The organism is Kordiimonas lipolytica, from assembly GCF_001550065.1.
This window is the reverse complement of the sequence record NZ_LRUB01000036.1, coordinates 38,516-54,425: the sequence shown is the minus strand read 5'-3', so window position 1 is coordinate 54,425 and position 15,910 is coordinate 38,516. Positions and strand designations below refer to the sequence as shown.

Here is a 15,910-nt window from a genome sequence, read left to right as displayed (position 1 = left end):
GCGGCGTGTTCCAAGCGTCGTGCCCGTGACCTGAATATAGGAGAGAGGAGATCAGATTACCCTGCGACAACCCGCCCCTGCGACAGTTTGGCAGGCCTACATCTTGCGATCGAGCCTAAAGCTTGCAATCGAGAATAAAGGGGTCGAACACGCTGCCGATCAGCATGCGTCCCGCATAGGGTGCTGCAACACTTGAGCCCGAAATGGGATCACCGTCATTCAGATACACTTCCTGCAGATCAAAGCCGCCGTCCGCAAGCGTCGCCTTTAACACCTGGCTGGGTGACCGATTGGCGGCATCCTTGGCATGCTCGACAAACTTGAGCGTCTGGGGATGCGCGCCAATCCACAGATTGCCGTCGGCGTCCCACTCCAGGTTATCGAGCGCGGTATTCAGGTTATCTTCCGCCACCAGGGTCAGCTCCATCGGGGTTTCGCTCGGCTTGAATTTCAGGAGCCGCCGACCGGTGGTTTCCGCGACATACAGATGCACGCCGTCCCACTGGATGCCGTTCGGGTACACAAGGCCGCCTTCTACCCGCCGCATGCCGTGTTCATCCCCATAGGCGATACCGCCGCGCGACAGGCGAAGATAGCTTTCAAGGCTGCGGCCCAGCTTTGTCTCGCTGCCCTTGTCGATCGATGCATAGAAGGTTTCAGGCCCCGTGGCCACCACGTCATTGAGGCTGTAGGGCCCGTCCGTTTTGACCGTGCGAATGTGAGTGAGCCGCGCGGGGCCGACCTCAAAAATTTCAACCTGGCTAAGGGGCATGCCGCCCGCATCCGCGCTGTTCGGGTGATTAACCACCATCAGGCGGTCCGGGCCCGTGGCGTCGAGCCACAGGGAAATGCCGTGCGGGTGAAAAGACCCTTCATAGTCATGCGGCATGGCAAGCGGGGTCGCCAGGCTGCCAGGGCGGTAAAGGAAGATATCGCCTTCTGCCTCGCCGGTTTTGGCCCAGGTGCGCCGGTCATGGGAGGACAGGTAGGCGAAGCCAGAATCCGGGTCGATCGTGATGTCCTCAACGCCCACTACGCCGGTCACCGCGTCACATTTCCCGTGATAGTGCGGGTTGATCTTGCGGAACGTGCCCGCCGCCATGAGGGTGTTGAGAACAAAACCAACCACCGCCACAACAAGCACACCGCTACCAATCAGGATTTTCTTCTTCACCAGTCATTCTCCCCATCCGTTCGACAGGTAGAACAACCGATTTCAGCATCGAATGCAAAGGGAAATTCCCGCGTGCCTAGGCCTTCGGCTTCAGGTGGATGCCCGCCAGCATGCAGCGTGCGCTGCCGCCGGCTTTCTCAATCGTCGGCACATGAAGCGGCACGAGCGGCATCTCAGCCTCGATCATTTCGATCTGGTCGGGTGTCAGGCTGGCAAGTGCAGTGTCGGAAAGCACCAGCACAAGGCCCTTGGCCGTCCGTACTTCAAGGGCGTTACCGGCAAACTGCGCGATCTGGTCTGCGCCCAAGTCAATGATGGTGCGCCCCGTGGCGGCCAGCCGGTCTTCAATTTCCTGCCGTTTGTCCGCGCCAACAATGGTTGACAGGCCAACAAGCGCAAGCTTGGTGCCCACATTCATCATCACATTGGTATGATAGATAGGGTTGCCGTCAGGTCCGCGCGTCTCGAAGGTGACGGGGTCATATCCAAAATCGCTGCAAAAGCGTTGCACCAGATCTTCATCGGCGCGATGCGACAGCGTCACATAAGCCGCCATGTTCGCATGATCCAGCACCATGGCGCCCGTACCCTCGAGGAATTTTTCAGCATATTCAAAAGACGAATAATCGATCACGCCCGCGACATCATAGCTCTCGCGCAGGAAATCGATGATGTCATCGCGGCGCTCCGCCCGGCGGGACGGCGCATACATCGGGTACAGCACCACGCGGCCATCCGGGTGGGTGGAAAACCAGTTGTTGGGGAACACGCTGTCTGGCGTGTCCACGCCCTTGTCTTCAAACAAATGAACCGTCACACCAACTGCACGCAGGGCGTCCACCGCACCCTGCACCTCATCAAAGGCGCGCTTTTCGGTTCGTTCCCGGTTGCCGCCCTCCACCTGGAAGGCGTTGTCTTCCGCCGTTTCTTCATTGGGATAAAAATGGTGGGGTAGCACCATCACTACAGCGTGCGGCGCCTGGCCTTTGCGTGGGCTGTTCGTCTCTGTCGTCATCCCTTGTCCCTTGGGCTTGGTTAATGGCTGCATATGAGCACAAAAGATGCCGAAAGAATGGCGGAAAATTATTCGTCAACCGCATCTTTTGCGGTCAGGCAGCCCATCTTCCGGCAAAAAATCAGGCGACCACATGCTACCACTGTATCAAGGGAAGGAACGCCAATGATTATTCGACCTGCAAAAGATACTGACACCGAAAAGCTGATGACGCTGGCCGCCAAGGCCGGACAGGGCCTGACCACGCTGCCGAAAAATGAGGCCGGCTGGCAGGAGCGGATCGAGGACTCGCTCACTTCCTTTGCCCGGCCCGCAGACAGCCTGAGCGCGGAGACATATCTTCTGGTGCTTGAAGAGACCGACGGCACGCTATCCGGCGTCAGCGCCATCTATACCAACCTGGGCCAGGGCCAACCCTTTTATAGCTACCGGCTTTCCAAACACGCAGCGCGCGCGCCAGAGATTGGCGTTTCGTGTGAAGCCACTGTGCTGTCGCTGGTGAATGATTTTCATGGCTACGCCGAGATCGGCACCCTGTTTCTGGATCCTGCCATGCGCGGCGGCGGGCGCGGCACGCTCCTGTCCTTCAGCCGTTTCATGCTGATGGCGTCCATGCGCGAGCGTTTCGGCCCACAGGTCATGGCGGAGATGCGCGGCTGGACAGATGCGGATGGGCGCTCGCCCTTCTGGGAAGCCGTGGGCCGCAAATTCTTCAAGCTGGATTTCGCAGAAGCCGATATGCGCTCGGGCGTATCCAACCGCTTTATCGCTGACCTGATGCCCAAGGTACCGATATACACCGAGCTGCTGCCCGATGAGGCGCAGCGGGTGATCGGCCTGACCCACGACAAAACGCGGCCTGCCCGCGCGCTTCTTGAAAAGCAGGGTTTCCGTTTCAGAAACCAGGTGGATGTATTCGATGCAGGCCCCTGCCTTGAGGCAGATCTTGAAAATATCCCGCTCATCCGCGGTGCGCGCGCCTGCACGGCTGGCGACCTTTCAGACGAAGACCTTGCGGCAAGCGCCTTGATCGCCCGCGCAGATGATGATCTCCGCGTGGTGCAAGCCGCCATCGGCCGCGAAGACCTGACTGCTGCGCTGGGCGCCGCCCCCGATACGCCGCTTATCTATTCCCCGCTCTAGGCCCTAAGCCGCCTTCGCGGGCAGGAACCAGTCCTTGAGGTGCCCGATGATATCCGCCGTGAGCTTTTCCGCCACGGCCTGTTCGCGCCAGAAGGGGTTCATGAACACGCACCGGATCAGCACCAGCCGGTCATCATCCAAGACGCCGCCATAGGCGCCCACATGGCGCTCGATCACCTTGGCGTGTGCCTTGCCCGACAGCGTGGTTTTGGAAACGGAAAATTCCGGGCAGGCAACGAAACGGTCAAACACGGCTTCCGTGGCGGCGTTTGAGGTCTTCAGGCTCATGCCCTCATGCGCCAGCGAATAACAGAGGATGTTGGTCTCTGATGGGTCCAAGGGGCGCACGAATGGCAGCTCAGCAACCAGCCTTTCCCGGAACGCCCGGCAGGCGACAATCGTTTCCGCGATCACGCCGCCAAGGCCGGACGTGTCGAACCCCATGGTCTTGCCCGTGAGCCATGTGGCAGCCGCTCCGGCGGCAGAGCGCGAGCCTTCAAGCGTGGTCGACCATTTGTCGGGCACTTCCAATTGACGCTCAAGATACGGTGCCTTGAAACTTGAGACCGCATAAGCCTGTTCGTCCTTCGTGATGATCGCCCCGCAGCTATAGGGCACATAGCCCAGCTTATGGGGGTCGATGGTGACGGAATGCGCCTGCCCGATGGCCGCCAGCGCCGCGGTGTTCGCGTCACTCAGCACGCTTGAGGGCTCACCGCGCAACAGGCTGCACAGGAAACCGCCATAGGCCGCATCCACATGGTGCCAGATGTCCCAGCCCTCGCGCTCTCGCACTGCATTCAGTACGGCCTGCACCTGATCCACGGGGTCGATCTCGCCGGTTTCCGTCGTGCCCGCGACCGACACCACCATGCTGATGGGGCGCGTCTCCTGCTTAGCTTTCTGGATCAGCCCCGCAAGCGCTGTCACGTCCATTTTGCCGCGCGCGTCCAGTGCCACAGGCCAGAAGGCATGCTCGCCATAGCCGAAAATGTTGGTCGCCTTGGTCCAGGAAAAATGCTTGTTCTCCGGCACCAGCAGGATTGGTCCGCGATAGGGCTGGTCAAACGCCCGTGTCATGCGCTCGCCGAATTCATAAGGGTTGGTGGCCACGCCGCTATAGCCGCGCAGGTCGTCAAGCGGAACATTATGTTCGGCCAGCAGCTCTGCGAAGCGGTTCCAGCCCATATGAGCAGCGGAAAAGAGGTCCAGCTTAACGCCGCGCTCTTCTGCAAGATAGAGCGCCAGGCTCAGCCAATGATCCTGCCGGAAACGGGCGCGCCAGACGGCCTCGAAGTTCGCGACCGTGCCGCCCCCGGTGATGTGTCCTGTGGCGCGGGTTGGGTCAAACCCCATCATTTCTGCCAGCATGGCGATGACCTCGGCCTCCACCTTCTGGCCCACTTTGGAGGCGTCGCGGCTGGTGTTGTTGGGGTTATGCAACAGCATGGCGAAATGGCCCATCAGCGCCGGCAGCGTCAAGTCAGACACCATATGGCCGATATAGCGCGGCGTGAACTTGGGAAGCTCATCCTCAAGAAGCTCAGTCAGGTCTTCAAGCCCCGCGATCATGCGCTCCCGCGCCTCAAGATAGGCGGGTGTGCGGCGCTCGGTTTTCACAGACACCGGCGCGTCGCCGGGGAACAGGTCTTTCCGCCACTGGAACCAATGCTCAAGGATCGCCTGGAATTCGGAACGCACCCAGGCTTCGTTTTCCGCCTTGGGGCCAAGAAAAAAGGCCTTGTAGGCCCCGCTTGCTTGATTGGTCGTCATGCTTGTCACCATATAGTTTCACTTGTAACTATGTGGTTTTCTACTTCACTTCTCCTCAGCGAGTGTTGACCGAGGTCAAGTCGCTACCAAATTTCCCGCTGGATCGGGCACCAAAATTCAATATAGTGAACAAAAGCCCGATAAGGACAGAAGCATGACACGCAATTCGCCGCCCGACGTGGGCCAGAAAATCAAGGCCCTGAGAACGGCCGAAAAGCTGACGCTGGACGGTCTGGCCAGAATGTCCGGCGTGTCGAAATCCATGCTGTCGCAGATCGAGCGGGGGCTCACGAACCCGACGCTTGGTACGCTCTGGAGCCTGACCCAGTCGCTGGGGATCGATATCGCGTCGCTTCTCGATGACGGCGCAGGCGAAACACCGGGCGGGCCTGAAATCAAGCTTACCAAAGCCTATGAAACGCCAGAGATACAAAGCGCCGACGGCCGCTGTACGCTGCGCATTCTGGGCCCGATTGATCTGGTGAGCAAAACAGAATGGTATGATATGCGCCTGGAGGCTGGCGGCATCCTCGAATCAGAGGGGCACGCCAGCGGCACAATGGAGCATCTGACGGTGCTTGATGGCGCGCTCAGCGTGCGCGTCGGTACCAGCGTACAGGAAATTGAAGCCGGCGACTCGGCGCGCTATCAGGCGGACGTGCCGCACTTTATTGAAAATAAAGGGCAAAATCCCGCCCGCGCCCTGATGCTGGTTCTGGCGCCATAAAAGCACAGTATCACGGATTATATTGGCTATTGACCAATATATTGAACAATGTATTTAACATATCGAACTCAGCCGTCACCCTGAACTCGTTTCAGGGTCCATTGGCAAACCCCACTGGATACGGCAATAATCTTGGGCATGGATGCTGAAACAAGTTCAGCATGACAAGTGGTATTTCAGGAGGACTTTGGGCATGACCGATCGCTACACAGCGTATCTTCAGGAACAGTTGGCAGAGGTGAAAGAAGCGGGGCTCTATAAGAAAGAGCGCGTCATCACCACGCCGCAGTCATCTGCCGTGCATGTGGAAGGCAGTGGCGACACTGATTTCATCAACTTCTGCGCCAACAACTATCTGGGCCTGTCAAACGACCATATCCTGGTCGAAACCGCCAAAAAGGCGTTGGATGAGCATGGCTACGGCATGTCGTCCGTACGTTTCATCTGCGGCACACAGGATGTGCACAAGGAGCTTGAGGGCAAGCTGGCGAAATTCCTGAAAATGGAAGATGTGATCCTTTACCCAAGCTGTTTTGACGCCAACGCTGGCCTGTTTGAAACGCTGCTGGGCCCTGAGGACGCGATCATCTCAGACGCGCTGAACCACGCCTCCATCATTGATGGCGTGCGGCTTTGCAAGGCCAAGCGCTTCCGCTATGCCAACAACGACATGGCCGAGCTGGAACAGTGCCTGAAGGACGCGCAGGATGCTCGTTTCCGCCTGATCGCCACCGACGGCGTCTTCTCCATGGACGGCATTCTGGCGAACCTGCCCGCCATCTGTGACCTGGCGGAAAAATACGACGCCATGGTGATGGTGGACGACAGCCACGCCGTGGGCTTCATCGGCGAAAGTGGCGCGGGCACGCCCGAGCATTTCGGCGTGCAGGACCGGGTTCATATCATCACCGGCACGCTTGGCAAGGCGCTGGGTGGTGCATCCGGCGGCTACACCGCTGCAAGCGCAGAGATTGTGGACTGGCTGCGCCAACGCTCCCGCCCTTATCTGTTCTCGAACACGCTGGCGCCTGTGATTGCGGCGACAAGCGTGAAGGTGCTGGAGCTTCTGGAAGAAGGCTCTGAGCTGCGTGACCGCGTGCATGCGAACTCAAAGCGCTTCCGCGAGGGCATGGAAAAGCTTGGGTTCACGCTGGCGGGTGCTAACCACCCGATCATCCCTGTGATGCTGGGCGACGCCAAGCTGGCCGCCGACATGGCAGACAAGCTGTTGGGTGAAGGCATTTTTGTCATCGGCTTCTCCTTCCCGGTCGTACCGAAAGGACAGGCGCGCATCCGTACACAGATGTCCGCCGGACACACGCCGGAACAGATCGACCGTGCGGTCGAGGCATTCGGCAAGGTAGGCCGCGAACTGGGTATTATCAGCTAAAGCCCAAAAGGGCACAAGTGAGGGACAAAGGCCATGAAAGCACTGGTCAAAGCAAAAGCCGAAACCGGCATCTGGATGGAAGACGTGCCGATGCCGGAAGTCGGTCACAACGACGTTCTGGTGAAGGTTAAGAAAACCGCCATCTGCGGCACGGACGTGCATATCTACAAATGGGACCAGTGGGCATCCCAGACCATTCCGGTGGGCATGCATGTGGGCCACGAGTTCGCGGGCGAGATCGTGGAACTGGGCTCTGAGGTCAAAGGCCTTGAGATCGGCCAGCGCGTGTCTGCCGAAGGCCATATCACCTGCGGCCACTGCCGCAACTGCCGCGCGGGCCAACGCCACCTGTGCCGCAATACCGAAGGCATTGGGGTGAACCGCCCGGGCGCATTTGCGGAATATATCTCTGTCCCTGCGGTGAACATCTGCCCGCTGCCGGATGGGGTTTCAGACGAACTTGGTGCGATCCTTGACCCGCTCGGGAACGCAACCCACACGGCGCTGTCGTTCGACCTTGTCGGCGAAGACGTGCTCATCACCGGCGCAGGCCCCATCGGCATCATGGCGGTTGCCATCGCCCGCAAGGTGGGCGCACGCAATATCGTGATCACGGATGTGAACGACTTTCGCCTTGATCTGGCGCGCAAGATGGGTGCCACCAAGGCCGTGAATGTGACGACAGACAGCCTAAAGGACACCATGGCGGACCTGCATATGACCGAAGGTTTCGACGTGGGGCTTGAAATGTCTGGCGTACCGCAGGCGTTTGGCAACATGCTGGAAACCATCAACCACGGCGGCAAGGTTGCGCTGCTGGGCATCCTGCCTGAAGGCTCCGGCATCAACTGGAACCATGTAATCTTCAAGGGCCTTGAAATTCACGGCATCTATGGCCGCCGGATGTTCGAGACCTGGTACAAGATGATCGCCATGCTTGAAAGCGGCCTCGACATGAGCCCGATCCTGACCCACCGGTACGGCGTGGATGATTTCCAGAAGGGCTTCGACGTGATGTGCTCAGGCCAATCCGGCAAGGTGATCCTGGACTGGGCAGCTTAAGCTTCAGTGAATTCAGAGCGGGGCGGCCTGCGGGCCGCCACCAGCCACCTGGGCAAGTAGAATAAATCCAGCTTCTCTGCTTATGGGGCTATTTCCCCTATTCCCAAGATGGTCGCGCTATGCCACAAGAGCCTGCTTCCATCGAAGGACAATAGTCATGCAGTCCCAGTCCCCAAACGCCTTTCTGACCGGCCTTATCCTGGTATGCAACACCGTGCTTTTCTGGGGCATCCTGCCCATCGCACTGGTGTTCGCGCTTGAACTGCAGGACGGGGTGACGATCACATGGTTCCGCTTTCTGGTGGCCGCCATTGTGGTTACAGGCATTCAGGCGTGGCGCGGCAAATTGCGCCAGTTCCTGAGCCTGACAGGGCGGGAATGGCTGATGCTGTTGTTCGCGGCCATCTTCCTGATCGCAGACTATGTGCTGTTCATCTATGGCCTGACCTACCTTGAGCCCTCTGCCATGGCGGTCTTCTCCCAGACCACGCCGGTGTTTCTGGCACTGACGGGCGTGGTGTTCTTCCATGAACGCCTGAACCGGTTCCAGACAGCCTGTTTCCTGACACTGTTTGTTGGGCTGGGCCTCTTTTTCAATGCCTCGATCGCTGAACTGGATTTCGGACAGGAAGGTTTTTTGGTCGGCGTGTTGATTGCTGTCTCAGCCTCCTTCATCTGGGCGCTATACGCGGCGCTGCAGAAAAAGCTGATCGGCAGGCTGTCATCAGCCAATATCCTGTTGTTCATTTATCTTGCCGCCGTTGTCAGCCTTTTACCGATGTCTGACCTTACAAGCTTTGGCGCGCTTGAGAGCGCAGACTGGATGATCATCACCTTCTGCGCGTTTAACACGCTTATTGCCTACAGCACCTTTTCGGAAAGCATGAAATATTGGCCATCCACCCACATCTCCAGCGTCGTGGCCACGACACCGGTCGCAACCATCATTGCGAGCTACGTAGGGCACCTGCTGTGGCCGGACGTGATCCGCTTTACCAACGTCAACATGCTTGGCTGGATTGGTGTTCTGGTGGTTCTGACGTCAGCTGTTGCTTTCAATGCCCGTCCACGGCGTAAAACGGAAGTCGCGGCCCTGGGCCAGGACTGCATAGAGTAAGCACCTACATCAGCGGAAGCGGCTACTGGTCCTGCTGCCAATAGCGGGCAAGCACGTTGTTCCTCACCGTCTCAAGGCTGTCGTTAGCCGCTATCAGCCGGTCGATCAATTCGTCACTTGTTTTCAGCGAACAGCCAATGGCAACGGATGCTTCCTGCAGCACATAGGCCACGCGAAACTCTTCCTCGCGTCCGGTTCGCGCCAGCAAGGTTTTCGACATCAGCAGGCCTGACATGAGAAGATCGCCCCGCCCACGCGCGAGCAGGTTGAAGCCGTCCATATCACTGTCCACCTTGACAATGGTGATGTTGGGGAAATCTTCCAGGCGCTTGCTTGTTGCCTCTGCCGTGCGCGACAGAAGCACATTGCCTTTTATGTCTGCGTCCGTCTCATACTGGCGCGGATCGTCCGCGCGGGCATAGAAGGCTAGTCCGCCACCGCCATAAAGTGGCTTGACCCATTTAAAAAGCGGGGCGCGCTCTTCGGTATAATTCATGGAAAAGAGACAAACATTGGCGTCGCCCTGCGCCTGAGCGAACGCGCGGCGCCACGGCATGATCCGAATGTCATATGCGAACCCCGCGCGGCGCATCATCTCATGAACCAGTTCAACACTGGCGCCTACAATGGCCCCGGTTTCATGGTTGCTATAGTTGAAGGGCGGATTCTGTTCTGTCAGCATCAGGAATTTCGGCGGGTCGCCAGCTTCATCCGACTGACCGGCATCCGGCAAGATACCATTCCCAAACGCCGGGAAAGCCGCCAGTTGGCCTACTGCCAAGCATAAAAATACACCGAGAACGCGCACAAACATGCATACATCCAATGTCTGGGCGGCCTGTGCCGCCAACAATACTCTCGCCCCGATAAGCGCCACCATAGGCAGCGAGCATTACAAAAAGGTTAAACTGCCCAACTCGCCTTTCTGGCAGAGCGCATCAACAGACCAATGTGGTCATCAACCATGGACATAAACTTAATCCGTGCCATCTTATGATCAAAGAAACCATGGGAGGGACACATCATGCTTCGACACATTTTGAAAGCCGCACTCGCGAGCGCGCTTCTGGCCTTCAGCGCCCAGGCGGAACAGACCGCCCTTGTGGGCGGCAGGCTCATTGACGGCTTCGGCCACCGGCCCATCGCCAACAGCGTAATCCTGATCAAGGACGGCGTGATCGAAAAGGTCGGCACCAAAGAGACGCTCAAGGTGCCCGAAGGCTATAATGTTGTGTCCACCGAAGGCATGGACCTGCTGCCTGGCCTGTGGGAAAGCCATGCCCACCTGATGCTGAACGGACACGCGGATTATGAGCATTGGGACAAGGCCTACATTAACCGCCTGGCGGACGAGATCATGCCCGCAAGCGCAGCACAGCTGCTGCTGGCCGGTGTGACCTCTGCGCGGGATCTGGGCGCGCCCCTAGAGGCTTCCGTATCCGTCAAGGCACGCATCGCATCAGGCGAAACGCCGGGGCCGCGGCTCTTTATCTCCGGCCCTTTCCTGCAGGATGAACCCTACCCCGGCACGGAAGCCTTCCGCTGGGGCGTGAAATCGGTCTCTGAGGCTCGGGAAAAGGTGAAGATACTCCATGAAGCAGGCGTCGATATCGTCAAGCTGATCGACCAGGACAAGATGGACTATGAAGTGGCGAAAACCATCGTTCACCACGCCCACAAATACGGCATGAAGGTGGTAGCCCACTCCCACCGCCCTGATGAAATCCGCCGCGGGCTGCAGATTGGTGTCGATAATTTCGAGCATACGGGCCTCACGACCGCGCCTGAATATCCAGCTGATGTCATGGAAAAGCTGAAGGAACGCACAGCCACCGGCCGCGTGGCGGGCGGGCCTTTATATTGGACACCCACGGTCGAGGGCCTGTGGAACTTCCAATATACGGTCGACAACCCCGAAAAGCTGGACAGCAATTGCTGGCACCGCGGCCTGAAGGATGACACCATCGCGGATATCAAGCAGTCCATCCAGAACCCCGGCCAGCTTGGCTATACGCAGCTGACACCGCTTAGGCGACCTACGCTCAAGCGCAAGATCGCACAGCTTCGGGAAGCGGGCCTTGTGTTCCTTGTGGGTACCGACAGCGGCATTCCGATGAAATTCCACTGCCAGAGCACCTGGAACGAAATGGACGTGTGGGTGAATGTGATGGACATCCCGGTGATGGATACCATCCGCGCCGCCACATACTGGCCCGCCGTTATGATGGGTGTGGCTGACAAACAGGGCACCGTATCGGCGGGCAAATATGCCGACATCATCGGTGTGAAGGGCGATGTGCTTCGCCACATCAACCTCCTGTCCCGCGTCGACTTCGTGATGAAAGACGGTACGGTCTATAAATATGATGGCCAGGTGAATGAGGCCGCCATGGGGCCATTGGCCCTGACCAATTAAGACAACTAACCCAGATCAGCGGTCAGTCTGTATAGGGGCTGGCCGCTATCACGGTACTTGCGCTCGAAGGCCGTCAGCGGATCGGCAGCCTCGAACTCTGCCACATCGGCCTTGTGCCCGACCACATCAAGCGCCGCAGCAAACTCGTCCAGATACAGCTTCCAGTTCGAGCGCATCTCAAACACGCCGCCCAGCTTCACCATATGGGGGAACACCGGTGAGGCGTGCCAACGCCGTTTCAGGTGAACCGATTTCGGATAAGGGTTGGGGTACAGCACATAATGACGCGCCAGGCGCCAGCCCGCCGCCACAGCAAGGCGGTAGAAATCATTCAGGTCCGCCCGCATCAGCACCAGATTATCCCGGAACAACGTGGGGCGCTCGCGCATGATCCGGCTTTCCGACTTGTCGATACCGATGACCCAGTGGTCTTCATGCTGTTCAGCGATCGTCCGGCTGCTATCCCCCACGCCGCAGCAGGCATCCAGGATAAGGGGGCGCTTCGGCGCGTCATCCAGCCGCCTGCACACTGCATCAAACGCCCGCTTGGTGTGGTCTGCCACCGGTTTCCTGAATTCTGATTCGAGGTGTTTTTTTACAACCGATTCCAGATTTTCATGGATGCCCGACTGGTTGCTGATAATTTTTTTTGAGGCCGAAATCATGCCATTTCCAACGCCTGTGCCACTCAAAACCGGCGCACATTAGCAAAATGCGCCCCAGAGTTCCAACTGCCAATTACCCGATAAGCCACATTAAATACACGAGATTTCATGCCATCGAAAAATTTATCGATATTTTAGGTTTATTCAAAACAGAACCAGTCAAAGGTCAATAAAGTCATCCATTTTTTATTATATTTTTCGCAAAAATCGGACGAAATATTGCGACGACGATATGTTTCGTAGATTTTTGGCGTCGAATTATTTTGCGATTCTTTCAGGCAAAGCTCGCTCGAGCACAAAGAAATCGCAAACCGGCACGGGAAAAACCGGCCGGATTTCCATCAGGCAAAAGAGAATACACGCCGGTTTGACCGGCAAGGGACGAACCTGTTGTTTGATAGGATGAAGTAATCGTGTTCAAAAAATTGCTAATTCTGAGTTTGGCGCTTTTCCTCCCGGCCTGCATGGGCACCGGCGAAGGCATGGGCCCTGTTGCATCCCTGAGCACCCTTGCGCCCAAATCCGCCATGCCTGCCGGCACAAAAACAGCCGCGCCACAGGCCTTTTCAGAGTTTTGTGCGCGCAACCCTGGTGAATGCAAATTGCCTAGCACAGATGCGGTGCTTGGCGAAGTTGCCTCAGCCCACGCGGAAACCAAAGCGCTGGTCATTCCTGAAGATGAAAACGGCACAGATGTTTGGAAAAGCCTGAGCGATGTCGGCCCGGGCGACTGCGAAGATTTCGCCCTGACCATGCGCCGCATCCTGCGCGGCCGCTACCCCGCATATAGTGGCTCGTTCCTTATCGCCACGGCCTATACGGAAGAAAGCCAGTATCACGCGGTCCTGACGGTTGAGACCTCAGACGGCACGCTTGTCTGTGATATCCGCTTCCCTGAATGTGCGCCATGGGAGCAGTTCCCCTATCAGTGGCGCATGCGCGAAGTAGCGGGCGCGGATCATTGGCAGGAACTCGGCCCCGTCCGCTACCTGCCACAAACGGCAACGGCGTCTTCCGGCCGCTAACATCAATTACCCAAAAAAATTACCCTCAGGCAAACGGGTGGCGTTCGGCATAACGCCACCCGTTCTTCATTCATCACCCTTCGGGCGGCCCTGATACCTCTTCTCTGGCACATCAATGCGGACGCGAAATCCGGGCGTGTTCTGCATCGGCCGTCATTTTGGCAAAGGCCATCCGGTCAATATGCAGCAGGCTTCGGTGATCCCCCGCTTCCAGATAAAGGTCATCCTGGTCATCAAGGCAACTGTCGATAATCATGGGCATGCCGTAGGCACTACCACAGGCCGGTACGGCGCCAGCGTCACAGTCATCGAAGATACTGCAGGCTTCCTCTTCGGTGGCCAGCCCGAGCCGCGCATGCGCCCGGTGGCTCAGCTCCTGCAGGTCCACATGATGCGATGCAGGCACAACGGCCATCATAAATCCGTGGTCCGACTTCAGGAGCACGCCTTTCGCCATGGCGTTTCCGGAAATATGGGCAGCCTGGGCGATCTTGGTCGCAACAACTTCCCTGTCATGGGGCATGATTTCATAATCAATGCCGTTTTGCTCCATATAGCGTTGGAGCCGCGGGGCAATAGTCATGATGGTCCTCCAAAATGTGGGTCTGAAAAGTCCCCATATGGGCATGGAGGTATGGGGGAGCGGTGCATTATAGCACAAGCACGCTTGCTTGGCTGTCGGATTCAACCGGCTTTGCCAACCCTAATCTCTTTATAGTTTTGCATATAAACTTTTTGCGATACTATCTCGCCTAAGGGGAGAAAATCATGGCAATTCATGATTGGCTATACTGGGGTCTCCAGGTCTGGCTGGCGCTTATGGTTGCGACGGTTGTCGTCAAGATGCTGCAGGGTGACATCGCCTTGACAGAAGCCATGGCTCACGAACACCAGGGCACATTGGCCCCTGAACGCGCCCAACTGTTTCTCATGTCTATCGGGGCCGTCGCCTATTACGCCTTCCAGGGGTTTTCGCTGCTGGGCACAGGGGCAACCAGCCTGCCTGACGTGGACGACACAGTGGTCACACTTTTTGCCGGCAGTAATGGCATCTATCTTTTCGGAAAACATACTTTTGCCAACAGGCGTTTACCATAGAAGGGGAGAATTTTCATGGACAGCGCACTCAAGGGGCCGGAACTTATCAGCCTTGTCACATTTGGGGTCTTAAGCCTCATCCTGCTGGGGTTTGCCGGCACCGTTCTTTATAAAATATGGGTCGGCAAGATCGACATCACGCAGCTTCTGGTGGGCAAAACCAAAGCCAGCCTGTCGCGCTTCCAGTTCCTGATTTTCACTTTTGTCATCGCCGGTCTTTTCCTGGCGCTGAGCATCGAAGCCGGTACCTTTGTGGAAATTCCAGGCAACGTGCTGGTGCTTCTGGGCATCTCTGGCGCGGGCTATGCCATGGGCAAATCCATGTCAAAGCCGCCAGCCCCCTCGAACCCGCCGGCCACCGACGGAGACGGCAAGTGAGGATCGCGCGGTTCTTAAAGGGCGGCGCACCCCTTCTGGCGGCAGCCTTGATCGGTGGGGCCTCTTGGGCACAGGATAGCGAAGTCCCTGCTGCCAGCGCCGCTGCCACGCCTGAAAGAACGGCAGCCGCGCCTGCCGCCGCCCCGGATGCCGAGGCCGCGGTCTCAAGCGTCGACTGTGACAAATCGCCCTTCATGGCCTGGAAGCCTGAAGACATGGGAGACCTGACGGGCATGATAACCCTGTGCCGCGTGGCCTATGCCGCGCGCTTCAACCCGCAAACCCGCAACCCGGACTGGGTGGTGGAAGTTTTGAACCCGCAGAACCTGAAGGGCACAGCAGATCGGGACGACGCCAAGTTCCAGGCAGACCCGGACCTTACGCGCATGAATGTGGAGACCCGCGCCACCCTGCCCGACTATAAAGGCAGCGGTTTTGACCGCGGCCACCAGGCCCCGGCGGGCGACATGAAGCGCAGCGACGAAGTGATGATGGAAAGCTTCTATCTCACCAACATGGCGCCACAGGTGGGCATCGGTTTCAACCGGGGCGCCTGGCGCAAGCTTGAAAGCGTTGTGCGCGGATGGGCGGAAAGCCGACCGGGCACCAGCCTGATCGTGATCACGGGGCCCATCTATAAGACCGACGCGGAAAAGCGCTTCATGGATAGCTCCTCGGGTGAAACCAAGGTCCGCATTCCGGATGCCTTCTACAAGATCGTATTCGACACCACGCGGCGGCGGTCCATTGCCTTTGTGCTGGATAACAAGAAGCTGGATTATAACGCCTACAGGGACTCGCTGGTGACGATCCGTAGCATCGAGGACCAGACGGGCTATAATTTCTTCCCGCACTGGTCAGAGCGTGAATCCACCATTCAGGAAACAAATGTCGCCAACCTATGGCGCTAGCTGGCGGTGGGATTTC

General features: G+C 57.9%; 16 protein-coding genes. 10 read left to right on the top strand and 6 right to left on the bottom strand.

The features are described from left to right. Positions 1-115: 115 nt before the first annotated feature. Together KORM41_RS20025 and ctlX are read right to left on the bottom strand one after the other, a co-directional pair. Positions 116-1,174 (bottom strand): SMP-30/gluconolactonase/LRE family protein, encoded by a 1,059-nt coding sequence (locus tag KORM41_RS20025; RefSeq protein ID WP_068152724.1) that lies wholly within the window; start codon positions 1,172-1,174, stop codon positions 116-118. 76 nt (positions 1,175-1,250) lie between these two features. Beyond that, the gene (gene ctlX / locus KORM41_RS20020) at positions 1,251-2,189 is read right to left on the bottom strand and encodes a citrulline utilization hydrolase CtlX (protein ID WP_068152722.1); all 939 of its coding nucleotides are present in this window, start codon (positions 2,187-2,189) and stop codon (positions 1,251-1,253) included. A gap of 165 nt (positions 2,190-2,354) precedes the next feature. On the opposite strand from ctlX, the gene KORM41_RS20015 reads away from it, so the two are divergent. After that, entirely contained in the window at positions 2,355-3,332 is a 978-nt protein-coding gene (locus tag KORM41_RS20015) for an arginine N-succinyltransferase (RefSeq protein WP_068152720.1), read from the top strand. A 3-nt stretch (positions 3,333-3,335) separates the two neighbouring features. Here KORM41_RS20015 and KORM41_RS20010 read toward each other — a convergent pair whose 3' ends face one another. Continuing rightward, a complete protein-coding gene (locus KORM41_RS20010; RefSeq protein WP_197421325.1) occupies positions 3,336-5,105 on the bottom strand; it encodes a pyridoxal phosphate-dependent decarboxylase family protein in 1,770 nt (589 codons plus the stop codon). A 154-nt stretch (positions 5,106-5,259) separates the two neighbouring features. Here KORM41_RS20010 and KORM41_RS20005 point away from each other — a divergent pair, with 154 nt between their 5' ends. The 4 genes from KORM41_RS20005 (at position 5,260) to KORM41_RS19990 (ending at position 9,401) form a co-directional block, all read left to right on the top strand. Beyond that, positions 5,260-5,832, top strand: a complete 573-nt coding sequence (locus KORM41_RS20005) for a helix-turn-helix domain-containing protein (RefSeq protein WP_068152714.1) — start codon at positions 5,260-5,262, stop codon at positions 5,830-5,832. 193 nt (positions 5,833-6,025) lie between these two features. Then, positions 6,026-7,222 (top strand): glycine C-acetyltransferase, encoded by a 1,197-nt coding sequence (locus KORM41_RS20000; RefSeq protein ID WP_068152711.1) that lies wholly within the window; start codon positions 6,026-6,028, stop codon positions 7,220-7,222. Between the two features lie 33 nt (positions 7,223-7,255). Continuing rightward, a complete protein-coding gene (tdh, locus tag KORM41_RS19995) occupies positions 7,256-8,284 on the top strand; it encodes an L-threonine 3-dehydrogenase (protein WP_068152707.1) in 1,029 nt (342 codons plus the stop codon). Between the two features lie 157 nt (positions 8,285-8,441). Then, positions 8,442-9,401, top strand: a complete 960-nt coding sequence (locus KORM41_RS19990; protein WP_068152704.1) for a DMT family transporter — start codon at positions 8,442-8,444, stop codon at positions 9,399-9,401. A gap of 22 nt (positions 9,402-9,423) precedes the next feature. Here the strand turns inward: KORM41_RS19990 and KORM41_RS19985 are convergent, their stop codons facing one another. Continuing rightward, positions 9,424-10,215, bottom strand: a complete 792-nt coding sequence (locus KORM41_RS19985; RefSeq protein ID WP_068152699.1) for a substrate-binding periplasmic protein — start codon at positions 10,213-10,215, stop codon at positions 9,424-9,426. A gap of 210 nt (positions 10,216-10,425) precedes the next feature. On the opposite strand from KORM41_RS19985, the gene KORM41_RS19980 reads away from it, so the two are divergent. Then, positions 10,426-11,817, top strand: coding sequence for an amidohydrolase family protein (locus KORM41_RS19980; protein ID WP_068152695.1), 1,392 nt, complete (start codon positions 10,426-10,428; stop codon positions 11,815-11,817). A 5-nt stretch (positions 11,818-11,822) separates the two neighbouring features. Here KORM41_RS19980 and trmB read toward each other — a convergent pair whose 3' ends face one another. Further along, positions 11,823-12,482 carry a tRNA (guanine(46)-N(7))-methyltransferase TrmB gene (gene trmB / locus KORM41_RS19975; RefSeq protein ID WP_068152692.1) on the bottom strand — a complete coding sequence of 220 codons (660 nt, stop codon included), beginning with the start codon at positions 12,480-12,482 and terminating at the stop codon, positions 11,823-11,825. Between the two features lie 413 nt (positions 12,483-12,895). Here trmB and KORM41_RS19970 point away from each other — a divergent pair, with 413 nt between their 5' ends. Further along, the gene (locus KORM41_RS19970; protein WP_068152689.1) at positions 12,896-13,507 is read left to right on the top strand and encodes a transglutaminase-like cysteine peptidase; all 612 of its coding nucleotides are present in this window, start codon (positions 12,896-12,898) and stop codon (positions 13,505-13,507) included. A gap of 112 nt (positions 13,508-13,619) precedes the next feature. On the opposite strand, the gene KORM41_RS19965 is transcribed toward KORM41_RS19970, so the two are convergent. Next, positions 13,620-14,090: an aminoacyl-tRNA deacylase gene (locus KORM41_RS19965; protein ID WP_068152686.1), complete on the bottom strand. Its 471-nt coding sequence runs from the start codon at positions 14,088-14,090 to the stop codon at positions 13,620-13,622. Between the two features lie 185 nt (positions 14,091-14,275). On the opposite strand from KORM41_RS19965, the gene KORM41_RS19960 reads away from it, so the two are divergent. The 3 genes from KORM41_RS19960 to KORM41_RS19950 are packed head-to-tail and all read left to right on the top strand — an operon-like array spanning position 14,276 to position 15,894. Then, the gene (locus KORM41_RS19960; protein ID WP_068152683.1) at positions 14,276-14,605 is read left to right on the top strand and encodes a hypothetical protein; all 330 of its coding nucleotides are present in this window, start codon (positions 14,276-14,278) and stop codon (positions 14,603-14,605) included. Positions 14,606-14,620: 15 nt separating this feature from the next. Further along, on the top strand, positions 14,621-14,983 hold the full coding sequence (locus tag KORM41_RS22085; protein WP_068152681.1) for a hypothetical protein: 363 nt from the start codon (positions 14,621-14,623) through the stop codon (positions 14,981-14,983). Further along, entirely contained in the window at positions 14,980-15,894 is a 915-nt protein-coding gene (locus KORM41_RS19950) for a DNA/RNA non-specific endonuclease (RefSeq protein ID WP_068152678.1), read from the top strand. The genes KORM41_RS22085 and KORM41_RS19950 overlap by 4 nt, the downstream gene beginning before the upstream one ends. The last annotated feature ends 16 nt before the right edge of the window (positions 15,895-15,910 follow it).